General features: G+C 67.7%; 13 protein-coding genes. 3 read left to right on the plus strand and 10 right to left on the minus strand.

The genetic code is table 11. The features are described 5' to 3' along the window. Positions 1-14 precede the first annotated feature (14 nt). Together EJC51_RS00610 and EJC51_RS00615 are read left to right on the plus strand one after the other, a co-directional pair. The gene (locus tag EJC51_RS00610) at positions 15-596 is read left to right on the plus strand and encodes a rhodanese-like domain-containing protein (RefSeq protein WP_126269182.1); all 582 of its coding nucleotides are present in this window, start codon (positions 15-17) and stop codon (positions 594-596) included. Next, a complete protein-coding gene (locus tag EJC51_RS00615) occupies positions 593-1,570 on the plus strand; it encodes a sulfite exporter TauE/SafE family protein (protein ID WP_126269183.1) in 978 nt (325 codons plus the stop codon). The genes EJC51_RS00610 and EJC51_RS00615 overlap by 4 nt, the downstream gene beginning before the upstream one ends. 561 nt (positions 1,571-2,131) lie before the next feature. Here the strand turns inward: EJC51_RS00615 and EJC51_RS00620 are convergent. The 9 genes from EJC51_RS00620 to EJC51_RS00660 form a co-directional block, all read right to left on the minus strand. Beyond that, positions 2,132-2,659 carry an ATP-binding protein gene (locus EJC51_RS00620; RefSeq protein ID WP_126269184.1) on the minus strand — a complete coding sequence of 176 codons (528 nt, stop codon included), beginning with the start codon at positions 2,657-2,659 and terminating at the stop codon, positions 2,132-2,134. Positions 2,660-2,860: 201 nt separating this feature from the next. Continuing rightward, a complete protein-coding gene (locus EJC51_RS00625; RefSeq protein ID WP_126269185.1) occupies positions 2,861-4,039 on the minus strand; it encodes a thiolase family protein in 1,179 nt (392 codons plus the stop codon). A gap of 29 nt (positions 4,040-4,068) precedes the next feature. Next, positions 4,069-5,721 (minus strand): long-chain fatty acid--CoA ligase, encoded by a 1,653-nt coding sequence (locus EJC51_RS00630; protein WP_244362309.1) that lies wholly within the window; start codon positions 5,719-5,721, stop codon positions 4,069-4,071. Next, positions 5,715-6,473, minus strand: coding sequence for a 3-oxoacyl-ACP reductase FabG (fabG, locus tag EJC51_RS00635; protein ID WP_126269186.1), 759 nt, complete (start codon positions 6,471-6,473; stop codon positions 5,715-5,717). The genes EJC51_RS00630 and fabG overlap by 7 nt, the downstream gene beginning before the upstream one ends. Positions 6,474-6,555: 82 nt before the next feature. Continuing rightward, positions 6,556-7,404 (minus strand): SMP-30/gluconolactonase/LRE family protein, encoded by an 849-nt coding sequence (locus tag EJC51_RS00640; RefSeq protein WP_126269187.1) that lies wholly within the window; start codon positions 7,402-7,404, stop codon positions 6,556-6,558. Beyond that, positions 7,401-8,444, minus strand: a complete 1,044-nt coding sequence (locus EJC51_RS00645; RefSeq protein WP_126269188.1) for an ABC transporter permease — start codon at positions 8,442-8,444, stop codon at positions 7,401-7,403. The genes EJC51_RS00640 and EJC51_RS00645 overlap by 4 nt, the downstream gene beginning before the upstream one ends. Next, entirely contained in the window at positions 8,441-9,421 is a 981-nt protein-coding gene (locus EJC51_RS00650) for an ABC transporter permease (RefSeq protein ID WP_126269189.1), read from the minus strand. The genes EJC51_RS00645 and EJC51_RS00650 overlap by 4 nt, the downstream gene beginning before the upstream one ends. Continuing rightward, on the minus strand, positions 9,418-10,911 hold the full coding sequence (locus EJC51_RS00655) for a sugar ABC transporter ATP-binding protein (protein ID WP_166682791.1): 1,494 nt from the start codon (positions 10,909-10,911) through the stop codon (positions 9,418-9,420). The genes EJC51_RS00650 and EJC51_RS00655 overlap by 4 nt, the downstream gene beginning before the upstream one ends. 38 nt (positions 10,912-10,949) lie before the next feature. Next, complete coding sequence (locus EJC51_RS00660) at positions 10,950-11,924, minus strand: sugar ABC transporter substrate-binding protein (protein WP_166682792.1); 975 nt, start codon at positions 11,922-11,924, stop codon at positions 10,950-10,952. A 261-nt stretch (positions 11,925-12,185) separates the two neighbouring features. On the opposite strand from EJC51_RS00660, the gene EJC51_RS00665 reads away from it, so the two are divergent. After that, positions 12,186-13,976 (plus strand): helix-turn-helix domain-containing protein, encoded by a 1,791-nt coding sequence (locus EJC51_RS00665; RefSeq protein WP_126269192.1) that lies wholly within the window; start codon positions 12,186-12,188, stop codon positions 13,974-13,976. A gap of 751 nt (positions 13,977-14,727) precedes the next feature. On the opposite strand, the gene EJC51_RS00675 is transcribed toward EJC51_RS00665, so the two are convergent. After that, entirely contained in the window at positions 14,728-15,684 is a 957-nt protein-coding gene (locus EJC51_RS00675; protein ID WP_244362311.1) for a helix-turn-helix domain-containing protein, read from the minus strand. Positions 15,685-15,851 lie beyond the last annotated feature (167 nt).

Raw genomic sequence — 15,851 nt, forward strand, 5'->3', positions numbered from 1 at the left:
ACCAGGGACCCCCGATGAACCTCCGCACCGACACACCACTCCTCGGCCCCGCCGCCCTGCGCGACCTGACCCGATCGGGCGGGGGCCCGCGCCTGCTGGACGTGCGCACGCCCGGCGAGTTCCGCACCGCCCACATCACCGGCTCCTACAACGTCCCCCTCGACACCCTGCGCGAACACCGCGCCGAACTGCGCCACCACCTCGACGAGGACGTCATCCTCATCTGCCGCTCCGACGCACGCGCAGCCCAGGCCGAACAGGCCCTCGCCGAAGCCGGACTGCCCAATCTGCGCATCCTCGACGGCGGCGTCCTGGCCTGGGAGACCGCCGGAGGCCCGCTCACCCGGGGGCCCAAGCGCTGGGACCTGGAGCGCCAGGTGCGGCTCATCGCCGGAGTTCTCGTCCTGGTGACCGGCGTCGCGGGCCTGTTCGTGCCCGGACTCCATCTGATCGGCACGGCAGCCGGCGCGGGACTCACCATCGCCGCGCTCACCAACACCTGCGCCATCGGCATGCTGCTGTCGAAGCTGCCCTACAACCGCGGCCCGCGCACCGACCTCGACACCGTCGTCACCGCCCTACGAGGCACGACATGATCGCCGTCGTCATCGCCGCGTCCCTGCTCATCGGCGTCAGTCTCGGCGTACTGGGCGGCGGCGGGTCCATCCTGACCGTGCCCATCCTGGTCTACCTGGCCGGAATGGAGACCAAGCAGGCCATCGCCACCTCGCTGTTCGTCGTCGGCGTCACCAGCGCCGCCGGAGTCGTCTCGCACGCCCGCGCCGGACGCGTCCGCTGGCGCACCGGGCTGCTGTTCGGTCTGGCCGGCATGACCGGCGCCTACGCGGGCGGACGGCTCGCCGCGTTCATCCCCGGCGGCGTCCTGCTCGTCGCCTTCACCCTCATGATGATCGCCACCGCCGTCACCATGATCCGTGGTCGCCGCCAGGCGCCGAAGAAGGCCCACCACGAACTGCCAGTCCCGCATGTCCTGCTCGACGGCATCGTCGTGGGACTGGTCACCGGGCTGGTCGGCGCCGGTGGCGGCTTCCTCGTCGTTCCCGCGCTCGCCCTGCTCGGCGGGCTGCCGATGACCGTCGCGGTCGGCACCTCACTGCTGGTCATCTCCATGAAGTCCTTCGCCGGGCTGGCGGGATACCTCGCGAGCGTGCACATCGACTGGGGCTTCGCCGCCCTCGTCACCGCGACCGCCGTCGTCGGCAGCCTCATCGGCGGCCTGCTCGCCGGGCGCATCCCGCAGGACGCGCTGCGCAAGTCCTTCGGCTGGTTCGTCGCCGTCATGGGCGTCTTCGTCCTCACCCAGCAGGCCGACGCCGGCCTCCGCCACACCCTGCTGACCAGCCCCTGGACCTGGGTTTCCACGGCCGCGGCGGCGGGGATCGCCGTCAGCCGGTACATGCTCGGACGCTCCGGACGAACACCGGCGCGGGGAAGGGCGAACGACGCCCCGGACGCGTCGGCCGACGAACCCGAACCCGTGGTCTCGCTCACCGTCCGTGCCGAGACCGTACGCGGCAACGGCACCACCGCGTCGCCGCAGGACGCCTAGACGGTCGATGAAGATCTTGGTGAGGGGCAGCTGCGGGGGGCGCACTCGGACGGAATCCACACCTGGACAAGGGTCCGCCCGGTCGGAGGCGAGCACGGTCGGTGCGTCGGCGACGGTGGGGAGACAGCGGTCGGACACGAGCCGTCTCCAGCATGGCTCATCATCTGAACACGCAAGTAAGCACCGTAGAGCGCCCGACCGGAATCCTTGAAAGTCTCTCAGTCGACCGCCGACACCTCGACGGCAAGCGCTCAGGTACCTGTCGTACGAGCCCGAACGATGCCTCATCGCTGCTGTCGGCGCTCGTCGCGCCACCACCATGACCAGCTCCGGCTTCGCACCGGCTGAGGATCAGCCCTGACCACCGCCTGCCACACCGGGTCGGGGGACATCGAGCAGGACGTCGTCGGCAGACAGGCCGGACACCGCGGCGTGCCGGAGCGCGGCCGACGTACACGGGCACCGCTCGTGCGGTTTGACTCCGAACGACCAAAGGACTAAGGACTGTGGATACCGGCCTCCTCCGCGACGTGCCAGGTCTCGGACTCGCGCACTCTGTGCTCAGACACCCCACGATGGCAGGAGCAACAGCCTCGGCCTGATCCCCGCGATGGGGCCGGAAGGAGCTCGCGCAGCGGGTGAGTCTCGGGGCGCGGTCAGCTCGGCCCACCGCACGCTCCGACTGCGCTGGGCGCGGCTACCGCACCGTGTGGAAAGGGCGTTGACGATTTCAAGGCCGCGGCCATGTTCCTCGGGGTCCTTGTACCCCGAAGACAAGTGGGCATGACAGGCCCGGCCCGAGTCGGTGACCTCGATCCGCACGATTCGGCACCCCTCGGCGACCGGAACGGACAAACGGAGGTAGGCGGGCGGCAGTGCGTGGCAGAGAGCGTTCGTGGTGAGTTCGGACATCACCACGAGCGCGTCCTGGACGGTGTCCTCGGGCAGGTCCTCCGCTTCGAGGATCGTGCGCGCGCGGTGACGCATCGATCGAACGGCCTCGGGCGTGGGCAGCACCATGAAAACGTGTTCGCTGATGGTGGGAGGGTCAAGCGTCGTGGGCTTTCGCTCTTCGGCCGAAGCATTCATGATGGGCCACCTCCTGGGGTGGTGTGCTGGTTTGCGTTGTGCGGGAACGGTGTGGAGGAAACGCTGGCATTCGCCACCGGTGCCTTGCGGGTAGCCATAAAACTGGCGGCCGACGTGGTGTGGCGGTGATCGCATGCCAGCAGGAGTCACTGGTCTGAAGTGTTGTGAAGGGATCGACCAGACGGCTGTCGTTGATGCCTGTCACAAGCGACGGAACAGGGCGGCAAGGGCTTGCCCACCACCAATGCACAGTGTGACGACGCCGAGTTCGAGGTCGCGGCGAACCAGATCCTGCGCAATCCGCAAGGTCAAGATCGCACCGGTGGCTCCGACCGGATGGCCGAGCGCGATGGCACCGCCATAGGGGTTGACTCGTGCGGGATCGAGCTTCGCGTCGCGTATGCAGGCGACAGCTTGCGCTGCGAAGGCCTCATTGACCTCGAACACATCGATGTCAGAGGGTGTTGTGCCGGTCTTCTTGAACAGCTTGCGCAGCGCCAGAACGGGGGCGTAGCCCATCAGTTCGGGTTCCAGTGCCGCCGCCGCGACGGCTTCCAGTGCAACCAGTGGGCTGAGCCCGCGTGTGATCGCTGCACTTTCACGGGCGACCACCAGCGCGGCGGCGCCATCGTTGATGCCTGAAGAATTGCCCGCAGTGACGGTGCCGCCGGCACGAAAAGCCGGCCGGAGCGTGCGAAGGGTCGCGAGAGACGTTCCGGGCCTGGGGTGCTCGTCCTGGTTGACGATCTGTGTCCTGCGGCCTGTGATCTCGACGGGAACGATCTCGTCGGCGAAGACACCGCTCGCTGAGGCGGCGGCGCATCGGCTCTGCGACTCGACGGCGAACTCGTCTTGCTCCTGCCGTGACACGTTGTACTTCTCGGCTACGTTTTCGGCGGTGATTCCCATGGGGATGTTGTGAAAGGGGTCGGTCAGCATCATGAGCGTGCCGTCGGCGAGCTCGCGGTGTCTCAGCCGGTAGCCGCTGCGGGCGCCGAAGTCGTAGAACGGCATGCGCGACATCGACTCGTCCCCGCCGGCGAGCGCGATCTCGGCGTCGCCGCAGCGCAACTGCATCGCGGCCGACCACACTGCCTGCAATCCTGAGCCGCACAGTCGGTTGACTGTGTACGCCGGCACATGCGTGGGCAGACCGGCAGCCAGGGCGACGCGGCGGGCGTTGAAGGTGTCGGCGCCGACCTGGCCGAGGCAGCCCATGACGACCTCGTCCACCTCGGCGGGATCGACGCCGCTGCGACGCAGCGCCTCGCGAGCGGCCGTTGCTCCGAGCTCGTGGGCGGGTACTGGGCTCAGGGTGCCGCCGAAACTTCCGACGGGAGTGCGTGCGCCGTTCAAGATGACGATCCGCTCGTCCTGCATGGCGCCTCCTTTCCGGGGACGGATCCGGTTCATGCGGTGCGGGTCGAGGCTCGGAGGGCCGTCTTCGACAGCTTGCCTGTGCCGGTTTTCGGCAGGGTGGTCATGAAGACGAACTCATCGGGCAGCCACCACTTCGCCACCAGGGGAGAGATGTGCCGCAGCAGGTCCTCGGCGCTGGTGGTACTGCCCTCGCAGAGGGCGACGTAGGCGACGGGTCGCTCGGTCCAGCGCGGGTCAGGTCGGGCAATCACGGCGACTTCGACGACGTCGGGATGGGAGGCGATCGCAGTCTCCAGCTCGACCGAGGAGATCCATTCACCTCCGGACTTGATCAGATCCTTCATCCGGTCCACGAGCCGGAGGTAGCCGTCGGCATCGATGGTTGCCAGATCGCCGGTGCGCAACCATCCGTCTTCGGTGAAGCTGTCATCTGCCTCGACACGGAAGTAGCCGTCCGCCACCCAGGGACCGGCGACCTGCAGTTCGCCGACGGAGTGGCCGTTACGGGGCAGCTTCTCACCGGTCTCGATGTCCAGCAGCCGCATGCTCACCAGCGGGAGCGGCTGCCCCTGGGCGGCACACACAGCGATTTGCTCCTTGGCGCTGAGCCGCCGGTGCTGGCTGCGAGTGCCGCCGATGGCGCCGACCGGGCTGACCTCGGTCATCCCCCACGAGTGTGTGATGGGCACACCGACGGCAGTGCGATAGGCCTCCGACAGCGAGTCCGGGACTGCGGACCCACCGCCCAACAGGAACCGCACGGCGCTCAGGTCGTGAGCCGAGAGCTCAGGAGTCAGGCTGGTCCATACAGTCGGGACTGCTGCGGCGATGCTCACCCGCTCGGTCTCCATGAGCCGGAGCAGATGCCCGGGCTCAGCTGACGGTCCCGGCAGCACGAGCGAGGCCCCAGCCATCATTGCGCCGTAGGGCAGACCCCAGGCGTTGGCGTGGAACATCGGCACGATCGGCATGACGACATCGTTCTCGCTCAGGCCGATGAAGCCGGCCGCGAGGGTGCCCAGGCAGTGCAGGACCGTCGAACGGTGGCTGTAGAGCACGCCCTTGGGCGGTCCGGTGGTACCGGAGGTGTAGCACAGGCCTGAGGCGAGGTGCTCGTCTGCGAGCGTGAAGGCCTGCTCGAACGAGCCCGTGAAGGCATCAGCGCTGGAGATCAGTTCGTCGTAGTCACAGATGCGCGGATCCGAGGGGATCGCGACGTCGCTGCCGTCGGGGAGTACGACCCAGTGCCGCACCCTTGGCATCCGCTCGACGCTGGGCCAGATCCGTGGCAGCAGCGCCCGGTCGACGAAGACCACGTCGTCCTCGGCATGGTTGACGATGAACTCGATGTGTTCAGCGCTGAGCCGGATGTTGATGGTGTGCAGGACCCGCTTGGTGGCCGGCACCGCGAGATAGAGCTCGAGATGGCGCCGGTTGTTGCTCGCGAAGGTTGCGACCCGGGCACCGCGGGGCACTTGAAGCCTTTCCAGCACAGTGGCGAGGCGCCGAGCATGGTCGGTGACATCGGCGTAGGTGAGTTGCTCGCTGCCGGAGCTGACGACGAGCTTGTGGGAGTAGAGCAGCTCGGCGCGTTCCAGGATGTGGGGGATGGTCAGTGGACGCGGCTGCATGAGTCCCGTCATGGCCTCGTCGAGGCCGATGTTGTCGTCCGGGTTCAGCATCGGGGACCACCCGCGACATAGAGGGTCTGACCGGTGGTGAAGGAAGCCTCGTCCTTGACGAAGAAGGAGGCTGCCGCGGCGATGTCCTCGACCGTGCCCGTGCGGCCGACCGGGATGTCGCCGGCGAACTCGGCCAGGAGTTCCTCGTACGACTTGCCCATGCGTGCCGCGGTGGCCTCGAGCATGTCGGTGGCGATGAAGCCGGGGGCAATCGCGTTGACGGTGATCCCGAAAGGCCCGAGCTCAATGGCGAGGGTTTTGGTGAAGCCCTGCAGACCGGCCTTGGCCGCCGCGTAATTGGCCTGACCGCGGTTGCCCAGGGCCGAAGTGCTCGACATGGAAACGATCCGTCCCCATCGCTCCTGAACCATCCAGCGCTGTACCGCCCGGCTCATCAGGAAGCTTCCACGGAGGTGGACACTCATCACGCTGTCCCAGTCCGCGGTGGTCATCTTGAACAAGAGGTTGTCGCGAGTGATGCCGGCGTTGTTGATCAGGATCGTGGGTGCGCCGAGCCTGTCGGCACACTTCTGGACCGCCGCGTCGACAGCCGCCTCTTCACTGATGTCGGCTCCCAGCGCGATGGCGGAGCCGCCGGCAGCGACGATGGCGTCGACCACCGGTGTGCAGGAGGCGGCGTCGAGGTCGACCACGGCTACGCGGTGGCCGTCTTCAGCGAGGCGTCGGGCAACGGCTGCACCGATACCGCGGGCGGCTCCGGTCACGATCGCGACGCGGGACTGGTCAGGCATGGGTGTCTCTTTCGGTCAACGGATACTCCCGAAGTACGGCACGAGTTGATGCCCGGATGGGGAGTGATCAGGGGTATGAGGGCTACGGTCGGCCGGGGACGTCCACGCGGACGGTCTCGATCCAGCCCTGCCGTTCCTCGGTTTCCGCGGGCTGCCAGCTGTTGGACGTGAGCAGATAGAGGCTGCGCCCGTCGTGGCCGCCGAGTACACAGTCAGCCGCGCAACGGCCCGGCACGTCGACGACATGGGTGACCTCGCCGCCGGCCAGGACGCGGATGAAGCGACCGTTCACGATGCATGAGACCCACACACCGCCCTCGACATCGACGCACAGGCCGTCGGGCGTGGAGCCGGCGGGCAGCGTGGCCCACAGACGCTTCCCGCTCAACTCGCCGTCCTCGCCGATGTCGAAGGCAGTCAGTCGTGCTGCCCAGGTCTCGGCCACTACGAGCGTCCTGGTGCCGGGGAGGATCACTGAGCCGTTGGGGAAGACCATGTCGGATTCCGCCACGCACACCTCCCCCGCTGGTGAGATCGCGAAGAGGGGGCCGGGTTCCTGCGGCGCGCCGGCGTACAGGTCGTAGCCGAACCCTCCGAGGTAGGCGGTGCCGGACTCGTCGACGACCATGTCGTTGACCGGTGCGTCCGTCATCGCGGACAGATCGGCGTGGATGCTCTGACCGCCGTTCAGGTCGACCTTGAGCACGACTCGGCGCAGCATCGAGCTGATCAGCAGTGATCCGTCGGCCAGCCAGCCGAGGCCGGAGGGCTGGTCGTCGATGCGGGTGACGACTTCCGGCAGCTGGTCGCCGTCCGGATCGACGCGGAAGACCTCGCCGGTGTGCATGTCGGAGAACCAGAGTCGGCCGTCGTGCCAGCGGCCTCCCTCGGGGAAGCGGAAGCCCGTATAGAGCCGGGTGGGTGTGGTCATGATGCGACCTTTCTCGAGTCGGTCGGCCTGGTGCGTTCCGCTGAGCGGCGTGAGTGCAGCCTGACGGAGGTCCGGGTCCAGGCCCGGCGTAGACCCGGCGCTTCGACGGCGACGATGAGAACCAGCAATGCGGCGTAGAAGAGCTGGGCGAGGTAGCCCTGCAGGCCGGCAGCAGTGACGATCTGGGCGAGCAGGGACACCGTCAGTGCGCCGGCCAGGAGGCCGACGACAGTGCCACGACCGCCGGCCAGCGAGACCCCGCCGAGCAGCGCGCCGACAGCGGCCAGGATCAGCGGCTGGGTTCCAGGATCGGGGTTGGCCGCGCCCAGGCTGAAGTTGAGCAGGGCGCCGGAGGCCGCGGCAAGCACACCCGAGGTGGCGAACAGGCCGATGAGCAGGCGGTCGGCGCGCACCCCGGAGACCCGGCTGGCCCGGCGGTCCGATCCGATGGCGCGGACTTCTCGTCCCCAGCGTGAGCAGCCGAGGATCAAGCCGATGACCACGAAGGCGGCGAGCGCGAGCAGGCTTCGGGGCGAAAGGATGACGGCGATCTGCCTGTCGACCCACAGGGTCACCGAGATGTTGTCGTAGGTCTTGCTCAGTCCGCCGGAGATCGACTTGGTCAGCCCCAGGAGCGCGATGTAGGTCCCCAGGGTGACCGGCATCGAGGAGATGTTGAACCGGGCGACGAGGGCGCCTTGGACAGCGCCGATCACGGCGCCGGCCGCGAGGGCGACAGCTATGCCGGTGGCCCAATGGGTGCCGCCGTACTGCACCGCGAGCATGCCCCCCAGGGCGTAGGTGCCGACGATCGAGAGGTCGAACTCTCCGGCGAACATCGTGAGCCCCAGGCCCAGCACCAGTGGGGCGAGGCGTGCGAAGAACTGCAGTGCGTTGAAGGTGTCGAAGGCCAGTGGCGGCCCGCCCGCGTAGACGGGGAGCGCCAGGTAGGCCAGCAGGGCGATGCCCAGTGCGCTGGTCGGCAGCAGGCGCTCAGGTCGGCTCAGGAAGGCCCGGGCGATCCAGGGTCGGGACATCATCGGGCTCCTTGGCGAGATCGGAGGTGGACCACGACCACGATGGCGAGCACGATCAGTCCCTTGACCATGACTTGTGCCCCGGTGCTGTAGCCGCGCAGCAGCAGGACGTCGGAGAGGGCGGCGATCAGCACGGCTCCGCACAGTGTGCGAACTGCTGAGCCGCTGCCTCCGGCGATCGGGGTCCCGCCGGCAAGTACAGCGGCGATCGCGTCGAACGTCAGGGTGCCTCCGAGGTTGATGTTTGCAGTGGTGTTGAAAGCGCCGCTGAAGGAGGCCGCGACCGCGAACAGGGCGCCGGCCAGAAGCCAGGCGATGGTGATGGTGCGTCCGACGGCAAGGCCGGCCGCAGTGGCCGCACGCCGGTTCGCACCCGTGAGATACAGCGTCCTGCCGAAGCCTGATCGGCGGAGCAGAAGCTCGAGCAGGACGGTGAAGGCCACGAGTACGTAGACACTCGACGCAATGCCGCCCGGCGTCGCATTGAGGTGGATGTAACCCGCGCCGTGCGGAGCAACCGAGGTGCCTCCGGTGACCCACGTCGCCACGCCGACCAGAGCGAAGCCGGCCGCGATGCTCAGCACGATGGGGTTGGCCTCGCCGTACCCGACTGCCAAGCCTTGCAGCGCGGTGATCGCCGCGCCGGCGGCGAGCGTGACCAGCAGTGAGGGAACCAGCCCCCACGACTGGGTCGCGAGGAACACCATGGCGCACACCGAGGCGGTCTCGGAGATCGCGAGGGAGACCGACGTTCCGGCGATCACGATGAGGGTCAGGCCGAGAGCGGCGATGCCGACGAGGCTGGCAGAGGTGAGAACCGCACGTAGGTTGTCGAAGGTGTAGAAGCGGTGCGTTGCCGCGCCAAGGACCAGAAGGGCGACGAGCGCAAGGGCGGCGACAGCATCGCTCCAGGCGGCTGCGCGCCGGGGGCCTCCCGTGGCTGTGTCCGCGGTGTCCAGGGGTGTCTGCACAGTGCTCACCGGGCGCCTCCCACCTCGTGCACGGCGGTGCCGTGGGTCATCTCGAAGAGCAGCGCGTCCCCGGAGGTCACGCTGTCGTGCCGGGCGACGACCTCGCCCTTGTGAAGCGTGACGACGACGTCGGCGAGTTCGACGAGCTCGTCGAGCTCGGTGGACGCGAACAGGACCGTCATCCCAGCGGCGGCGGCTTGGCGGACGAGCCGGTGGATGGCCGCCCGCCCGCCGACGTCCACGCCGCGGGTGGGTTCGTCCAGGAGCAGCACCTTCACGTCCGGGCGTCCGAGCGCCCGCGCGACGAACACCTTCTGCTGGTTGCCACCGCTGAGATCGCCGACCGCGACCCCCAGGCGCTCCTGGAGTCCGCAGGACGCCGCGAGCCGGCGTTCGCATGCCCGCCATGCCCGGCTACGGATCGCGCCGACGCGTGTGAAGGCCGGGATCCTCGTGGCCATGAGGTTCGTGCCGACGGGACGCCGCAGGAACAGGCCCTCGGACTTGCGGTCGTTGGAGGCGAACGCGATGCCGCCGTTCGATGCGGCAACGGGATCCCCGGCAGTCAGATGCCGTCCGCCGACGCTGACGCGCCCGCGCATCGCCGGCTCAAGACCTGCTATGCCGCGCAGCACCTCGGAAGCACCTGACCCCACTTGGCCGGCAAGGGCGTAGACAGTCCCGGCATGAGCCTCGAGGGACAGGCTCTCGAACCGTCCGGGCACAGCGATCGCGTGGAGTCGCAGAGCTACGTCGCCGACCTCCGCCGGCCGCTTGGGACTGTTCTCCGGCGCCTCGCCGAGGATGTGCCTGATCAGGCTCTGGACGGTGAGTTTCGCCGTGTCGGCCACGGTCACGACGCGGCCGTCGCGCATGACCGTCACCCGGTCACACAGCTGGAGCACCTCGCCGAGCCTGTGGGAGACGAAAAGCACGGAGCAGCCCGCGGCGGTGACGCGGCGTACGGCGGTATAGACCCGTTCGCTCTCGACATCGCTGAGCGTCGCGGTCGGCTCGTCGAGGATGACCACACGGGCACGCTGCCCCACGGCCCTGGCGATTTCGACCAGTTGTCGCTCGCCGAGTCCCAGCGAGCGCAGTGGCTGGTCGGGGTGCACGTGCGCGAGGCCCATCTCGTCGAGCATGGCGCGGGCACGAGCCCGTTCCTGCCGACGCCGGTAGACCCACCCGGCGTTGCGATCGCCGAGAAAGAGATTCTCGGCCACCGTCAGCGCCGGCACGACGCTGAGCTCCTGGTCGACCAGCGCAATGCCCGCCAGCTGAGCGCTGCCCCTGTTGCGCAGCTGGACGACCTCGCCTTCGATGCTGATGGTGCCGGCCTCGGGGCTCTCCTGTCCCGAGAGCATCTTGACGACCGTGCTCTTGCCCGCGCCGTTGTGCCCGCACAAGGCGTGCACCTCACCTGCCCGAAGCGTGAGGTCGGCGCCGTGCACGGCCACCGTGTCGCCGTAGGTCTTGCGCAGACCTGTGACGCGCACGAGCGGAGGGTCGGCCGGAGAGTCGTAAGGCTGGGTGCTCATGCGTGGCTGCACTGGACGGCGTACTGGTCGACGTTGGCGGCGGTGATCCGCTCTTCCTTGACGGTCTGCTTCCGCGGAGGATTCTGGCCGCTGAGGTACTTCAGGACGTAGGCCGCCGTCTGGTTCGCGATGGTGCCGGGATCCTCGGTCGCCGTGCCGTAGAGGGTGCCCTGCTTGATCGCGTCGATGCCGGCCTTGAAGCAGTTGCTGCTGGTGACGATCAGACCGTTCTTCCCGCCGACCGCGCAGCCCGCCTGCTTGGCCGAGGCGATGACCGGGAGGGCCATGTAGTCCGCCATGCCGTAGGCCGCCTGGATGCCGTCGCAGCTGTGCTTCGCCAGCAGCTGGGTCGCGATCTGGCCGGACAGCGTGGGGTCCCAGTTGCCGTCCTGGGTTTCGATCACCTTGTACCTGGGAGCGGTCGCCATCTCGGCGCTGAAGCCTTGCATACGATCCTGGGTCACCAGCGAGGAAGCGGTGCCGGTGACGACGACCACGTTGCCGGAGTTGCGCCCCTGAGCCTTGAGGCCCTCGATGATGTTGTCGGCAGCGGCCTTGCCGAGTGCGACGTTGTCGCTCACCACCTGAAGCACGTCACCGTCGACCTTCGGGTCGGGGCGGCCGTCGAAGACCAGCACAGGTACACCGGCCTGCTTCGCCTTGGCGATCGGAACCGCCATCGACTTGGTGTCGAGCAGTGCGGTCACAATGAGGTCGGGCTTGTCCGCGATCGCCTGGTTGAAGTTCTGTACCGCGGTACCTGCGTCCATCGTGGTCAGGTCCTTGAGCTTGACGTCGGCGGCCTTGAGCTTCTTCTCGAAGACGCCGTTGAAGTACGCAGCCCACTGGTTGGTGTCGCCGTAGCCGATGAAGTCGACGGTCTTCCCTGCGGCATTGCCGCTGTTGCCCGCGCCCGACGATCCGGCGGCTGTTGACGATGAGCTGCTGCAGCCGGTGGCCAGTGCCGCCATGGCAACCAGAGATCCAGCCAGAGCGATCTTGTTGACCCGTCGCCGGCCGGTCTTTCTGAGAGTGGTCTTCCCGCCTGTGGCCAGGCGCGTTTCAGGCTTCATGGTCTCCTCGCAAGCACCTCGATGTGTCTTCCGTCATGCGTCACATTAGGTAGAGTTCCTTCAGCAGCAGAGGTATGAAAAATCCACTCCTACGCGCCATGTGGTGCATGTTTCCAACACCACTCCATGACGGCGGTGTGACGGGAGGATGTGAAGCAGATGACGTCGACAGCGTCGCCCTTTCCCGCCGACGAGAGCTCGCAGGCCTATCACCTCCGGCGCAAGCGGGAGCTCTCGTCGCTCTATGCGACCGCCAGATCACTGACTGCGCTGGGCGAGCTCGACGACGTGCTGCGGTCGATCGTGCGCCATGCCCACGGATTGATCGGCACGGACTTCACGTACCTGTCCCTGCTCGGCCCCGACAATGCGCTGTCGGTCCGCGCCTCGGAAGGCACCATCTCCGCCGACTTCCTGGCCGCCGGCATTCCTCCCGGCACCGGACTCGGAGGGCAGGTGATCGGGCGGCGCAAGCCGATCTGGGTCAGTAACTACCTCGTCGCCGACGATCTCCATCACGTTCACGAATTCGACGAACTCGTCGCACGAGAAGGCCTGGTCGCGCTGCTCGGGGTGCCCTTGCTCGTCCGCGGTGAGGCGGTCGGCGCGCTGTTCGCCGCCGACCGCTCGGAGAGGTCGTTCAGCTCGGAAGAGATTGCGCTCTTCAGCGCATTCGCGGATCACGCCGCGATCGCGCTCGACAACGCCCGTCTGTACGACCAGAGCCGCGCCGCCCTCGAGAAGCTGCAGTCGGCCTACCGGGTCATCGAAGAGCACGTTGCCACGATCGAACGCTCGCAAGCCGTTCACGAGGCGCTCACCGACGTCGTCCTCACCGGCGGTGGACCGAAGGACGTCGCCCGCCACCTGGCCGACCAGATGGGTGGCACGGTGATCTTTCTCGGTCGCGACAACACACTGTTGGCGAGCGCAGGCGTCGACCAGACCCTCCAAAACAGCGGCGATGCGGTGTGGCCCGGGATCAAGCAAGCCCTTGAGGGCGCGCGTCGCACGGGACGATGCGTGACCCAGCAAGACGCATCCGCCACGCACAGCGTCGCCGTCGTCCAGGCCGGAGACAGCTACCTGGGAGCTCTCGTCTGGAGTCAGCCCGCCAGCCCGAGTTCGGCTGACTTGCGCATGCTCGAGAGAGCCACACACATCGTCGCTCTGATGATCCTGAAAGAGAACGCGGTCGCCGACGCGGCCGAGCGGCTGAGCGGTGAATTGATGACAGAGCTGCTGGTCAACAGCCCGTCCGTCAGCGCAGCTCAACGGGCACGTACACGCGCGCGCGGCATCGATGTCGACGCGCTCAACCTCCTCGTGGTCGCCGACTCCACGACGGCTGCCACTATTGAGCTGTCACGCCAACTCCACGCATACGCACACAGCCACGCGGGCCTGGCCGGTGAGTACCTCGGCCGAGCCACGATGCTCCTGCACGCTGAAGACGTCGACGAGGCTGTCGCCAGCGCACACCGTGCCATCCGCCAGCAGCTCGACCGCGACGTCAATCTCATAGGTGAACATGTTCAGGGCCACGACTGGGCCCGCGCATTCACGACGGCGAGCCGGTGCCTCGATCTTGCACTCGCTCTGGGTAAGACCGACCACAGCGCCACAACGAGTGACTATGCGCTCTACTCGCTCCTCTTCGCCCCTGACCGCCTCAATGAATTGGACCGCTTCATCTCAGCCACCATTGGTCCCCTCCTCGCATACGACGCTCAACGCTCGACCGACCTTGTCACTACTGCTGTGACCTACTTCGCGAACCGTGGAGGCCTGGCTCAGACCGCACGGGCCCTCCAGGTCCATCTCAACACGCTGCTCAAGCGCCTGGACCGCATCGACCTCGTACTGGGCAGCGGTTGGCGGGGACCGGAGGCGCTCGACACCCAACTCGCCCTCCGCATGCACCAACTGCGCGTCTCCGTAGGCGTTTAGAACTGGTCTGCCTCGTGGTCGCGTGTCAGGCGGAGGTGCGGCATCAGCCAGCCGCAGGTCCGCTCTAGCTGTTTGCCCGCGTCGATGCCCTGCGTCCTGGCGGGCACGGAAGTGGAGTCCTTGACGCTACTGATGGGGACGCTTACCAGAGTGATGGTCTGCAGCGGAAACCAGTGGAAGTCCCGGTGCGGGAAGAGGGCTACGGAGCCACCGGAGACGGCAGGGCCGAATACCCCTCGAAGACTGCAGCGGCCGCATGCCTCAGCAGGAACTGGGGCTCATGCTTGGCCGGCAGCGGGCACGGCTGTCACGTCAGCTGATGGCTGTACGCGCTCACTTCTGCCCTCCGTCGTTCTCCGCCCAGACCCGGCGCGTCCAGGTCCAGCAGCCGTGGCAGGGCACAGACCGCGAGGGCGCCGGCGAGTGAGCTCTTGCGACCGAGCACGATCAGGTCGTTCCGAGCGCCAGGGACGGCGCCGCGGCTGCCCTAGGTGGGGCTGCAGCGCGGAAGGACGGGAAGCGGGCGCACAGCGCGTCGCAGGTCGAGAGGGCAAGCGGTCGCCGGAAGCCGCACCAGACCATGCCCAGTAGGGCGGTCCGTGCTCACGGGACGGGAACGGTCGTTCCGTGGTCACCAGCCACCTCCGACACCAGGTGGAGCATGTTGACGCGTTCGCCCAGTTCGCCCGCCTCGGCGTGGCGGAACCACACATGCTCCCCCAGTCGCAGTCCGTGCGCCTCGTTCCCGGGTTCAGCTGGTGAGCGGGCGCGTCTCTCCGGGCGTGCAGCCGAAACGACTCCGGAAGACCCGGGTGAAGTGGGCTTGGCTGGCGAAGCCCCAGCGATGGGCGACTTCGGCGATCGTCAGATGGCGGGAACCAGGCTCGGCGAGCACCTGCCGGGCCTTGCCGAGCCGCTGTTCGAGTATGTATCGGGACGGGCTCACCCCCGTCGGCTGGAAGATCCGGCTGAGGTGCCGCGCGGACACTCCGATCGCCTCCGCGACCAGACCCGGACTCAGCCCGGGATCGGCAAGGTGCCGGGCTATGTAGTCCTTGGCCACCGCCAGTTGGGAGAGCATGGCGGGCGACGCCGAGCCGCCCAGCCTCGGCGCGGCCAGCGTACGGACGAGGTCCAGCACGGTGGCCTCGGTGCTGACCGAGTCCTCACCTCCCTGCCCCGCAACCCAGTCGGCCAGGACTGCCTCCAGCGCCGAAGCCTGGGCACCTTCGGTGGCCGACCCCCTGCCGAGCAGTATCGGTGCGGACACCTCGCCCGGGGCGCACTGCGCGGCGAACACCTCACGCGGGATGTCCACCAGCAACTGACGCATGGGAGAAGGGAATCCGAACAGATAGGGCCGCCTCGTGTCATAGAGAATCAGGTCGCCCGTCTGCAGGGTCACGCAGCCGCCCTCGTGGAAGAACACTCCGCTGCCTGCCATCAACAACGTGACAAAGATCGAGTCCTTCGGCAGGGCCTGGCAGGTCCGTGGGGTCCGTTCGATGACATGCTCGTTGCCGGCGATCTCGGCCAGTCGCAGGTCGCCCAGCTCGACATTCGTCTCCGTGGCCAGCAGGCCCTCCCGCGCGTACGACGAGCACGTCAAGCCCACCAGAGCCTGGCGGTTGTGTTCCTCCCAGAAGTCGATGCGGTCCGCCGGATCGACCGACTGCGTGGACACGCGGGAGACGATAGGCAGGTTCACCTGAATCTCCTTTCCAGCCCGCGTCTCCCTGACGACTGTGGTGCAGGACTGTTCTGCCCTGGCGACGGGGAGTCGATGCGGCCGCTGGGCTGGGCCTCGTGCTCTGACGTGAGGGGCCGTCGGAGGTGCCTGGTGCTGTCTCCCGGCGAGAGTACCGCTGGTGTGCT

The organism is Streptomyces aquilus (genome assembly GCF_003955715.1).
In the GTDB taxonomy this organism is placed as follows: domain Bacteria; phylum Actinomycetota; class Actinomycetes; order Streptomycetales; family Streptomycetaceae; genus Streptomyces; species Streptomyces aquilus.

Excerpts from the sequence above, each read along its gene's own strand:
- EJC51_RS00610 (WP_126269182.1), top strand. The coding sequence starts at position 15 with ATGAACCTCCGCACCGACACACCACTCCTCGGCCCCGCCGCCCTGCGC.
- EJC51_RS00615 (WP_126269183.1), top strand. The coding sequence starts at position 593 with ATGATCGCCGTCGTCATCGCCGCGTCCCTGCTCATCGGCGTCAGTCTC.
- EJC51_RS00620 (WP_126269184.1), bottom strand. The coding sequence starts at position 2,659 with ATGAATGCTTCGGCCGAAGAGCGAAAGCCCACGACGCTTGACCCTCCC.
- EJC51_RS00625 (WP_126269185.1), bottom strand. The coding sequence starts at position 4,039 with ATGCAGGACGAGCGGATCGTCATCTTGAACGGCGCACGCACTCCCGTC.
- EJC51_RS00630 (WP_244362309.1), bottom strand. The coding sequence starts at position 5,721 with ATGCTGAACCCGGACGACAACATCGGCCTCGACGAGGCCATGACGGGA.
- fabG (WP_126269186.1), bottom strand. The coding sequence starts at position 6,473 with ATGCCTGACCAGTCCCGCGTCGCGATCGTGACCGGAGCCGCCCGCGGT.
- EJC51_RS00640 (WP_126269187.1), bottom strand. The coding sequence starts at position 7,404 with ATGACCACACCCACCCGGCTCTATACGGGCTTCCGCTTCCCCGAGGGA.
- EJC51_RS00645 (WP_126269188.1), bottom strand. The coding sequence starts at position 8,444 with ATGATGTCCCGACCCTGGATCGCCCGGGCCTTCCTGAGCCGACCTGAG.
- EJC51_RS00660 (WP_166682792.1), bottom strand. The coding sequence starts at position 11,924 with ATGGCGGCACTGGCCACCGGCTGCAGCAGCTCATCGTCAACAGCCGCC.
- EJC51_RS00665 (WP_126269192.1), top strand. The coding sequence starts at position 12,186 with ATGACGTCGACAGCGTCGCCCTTTCCCGCCGACGAGAGCTCGCAGGCC.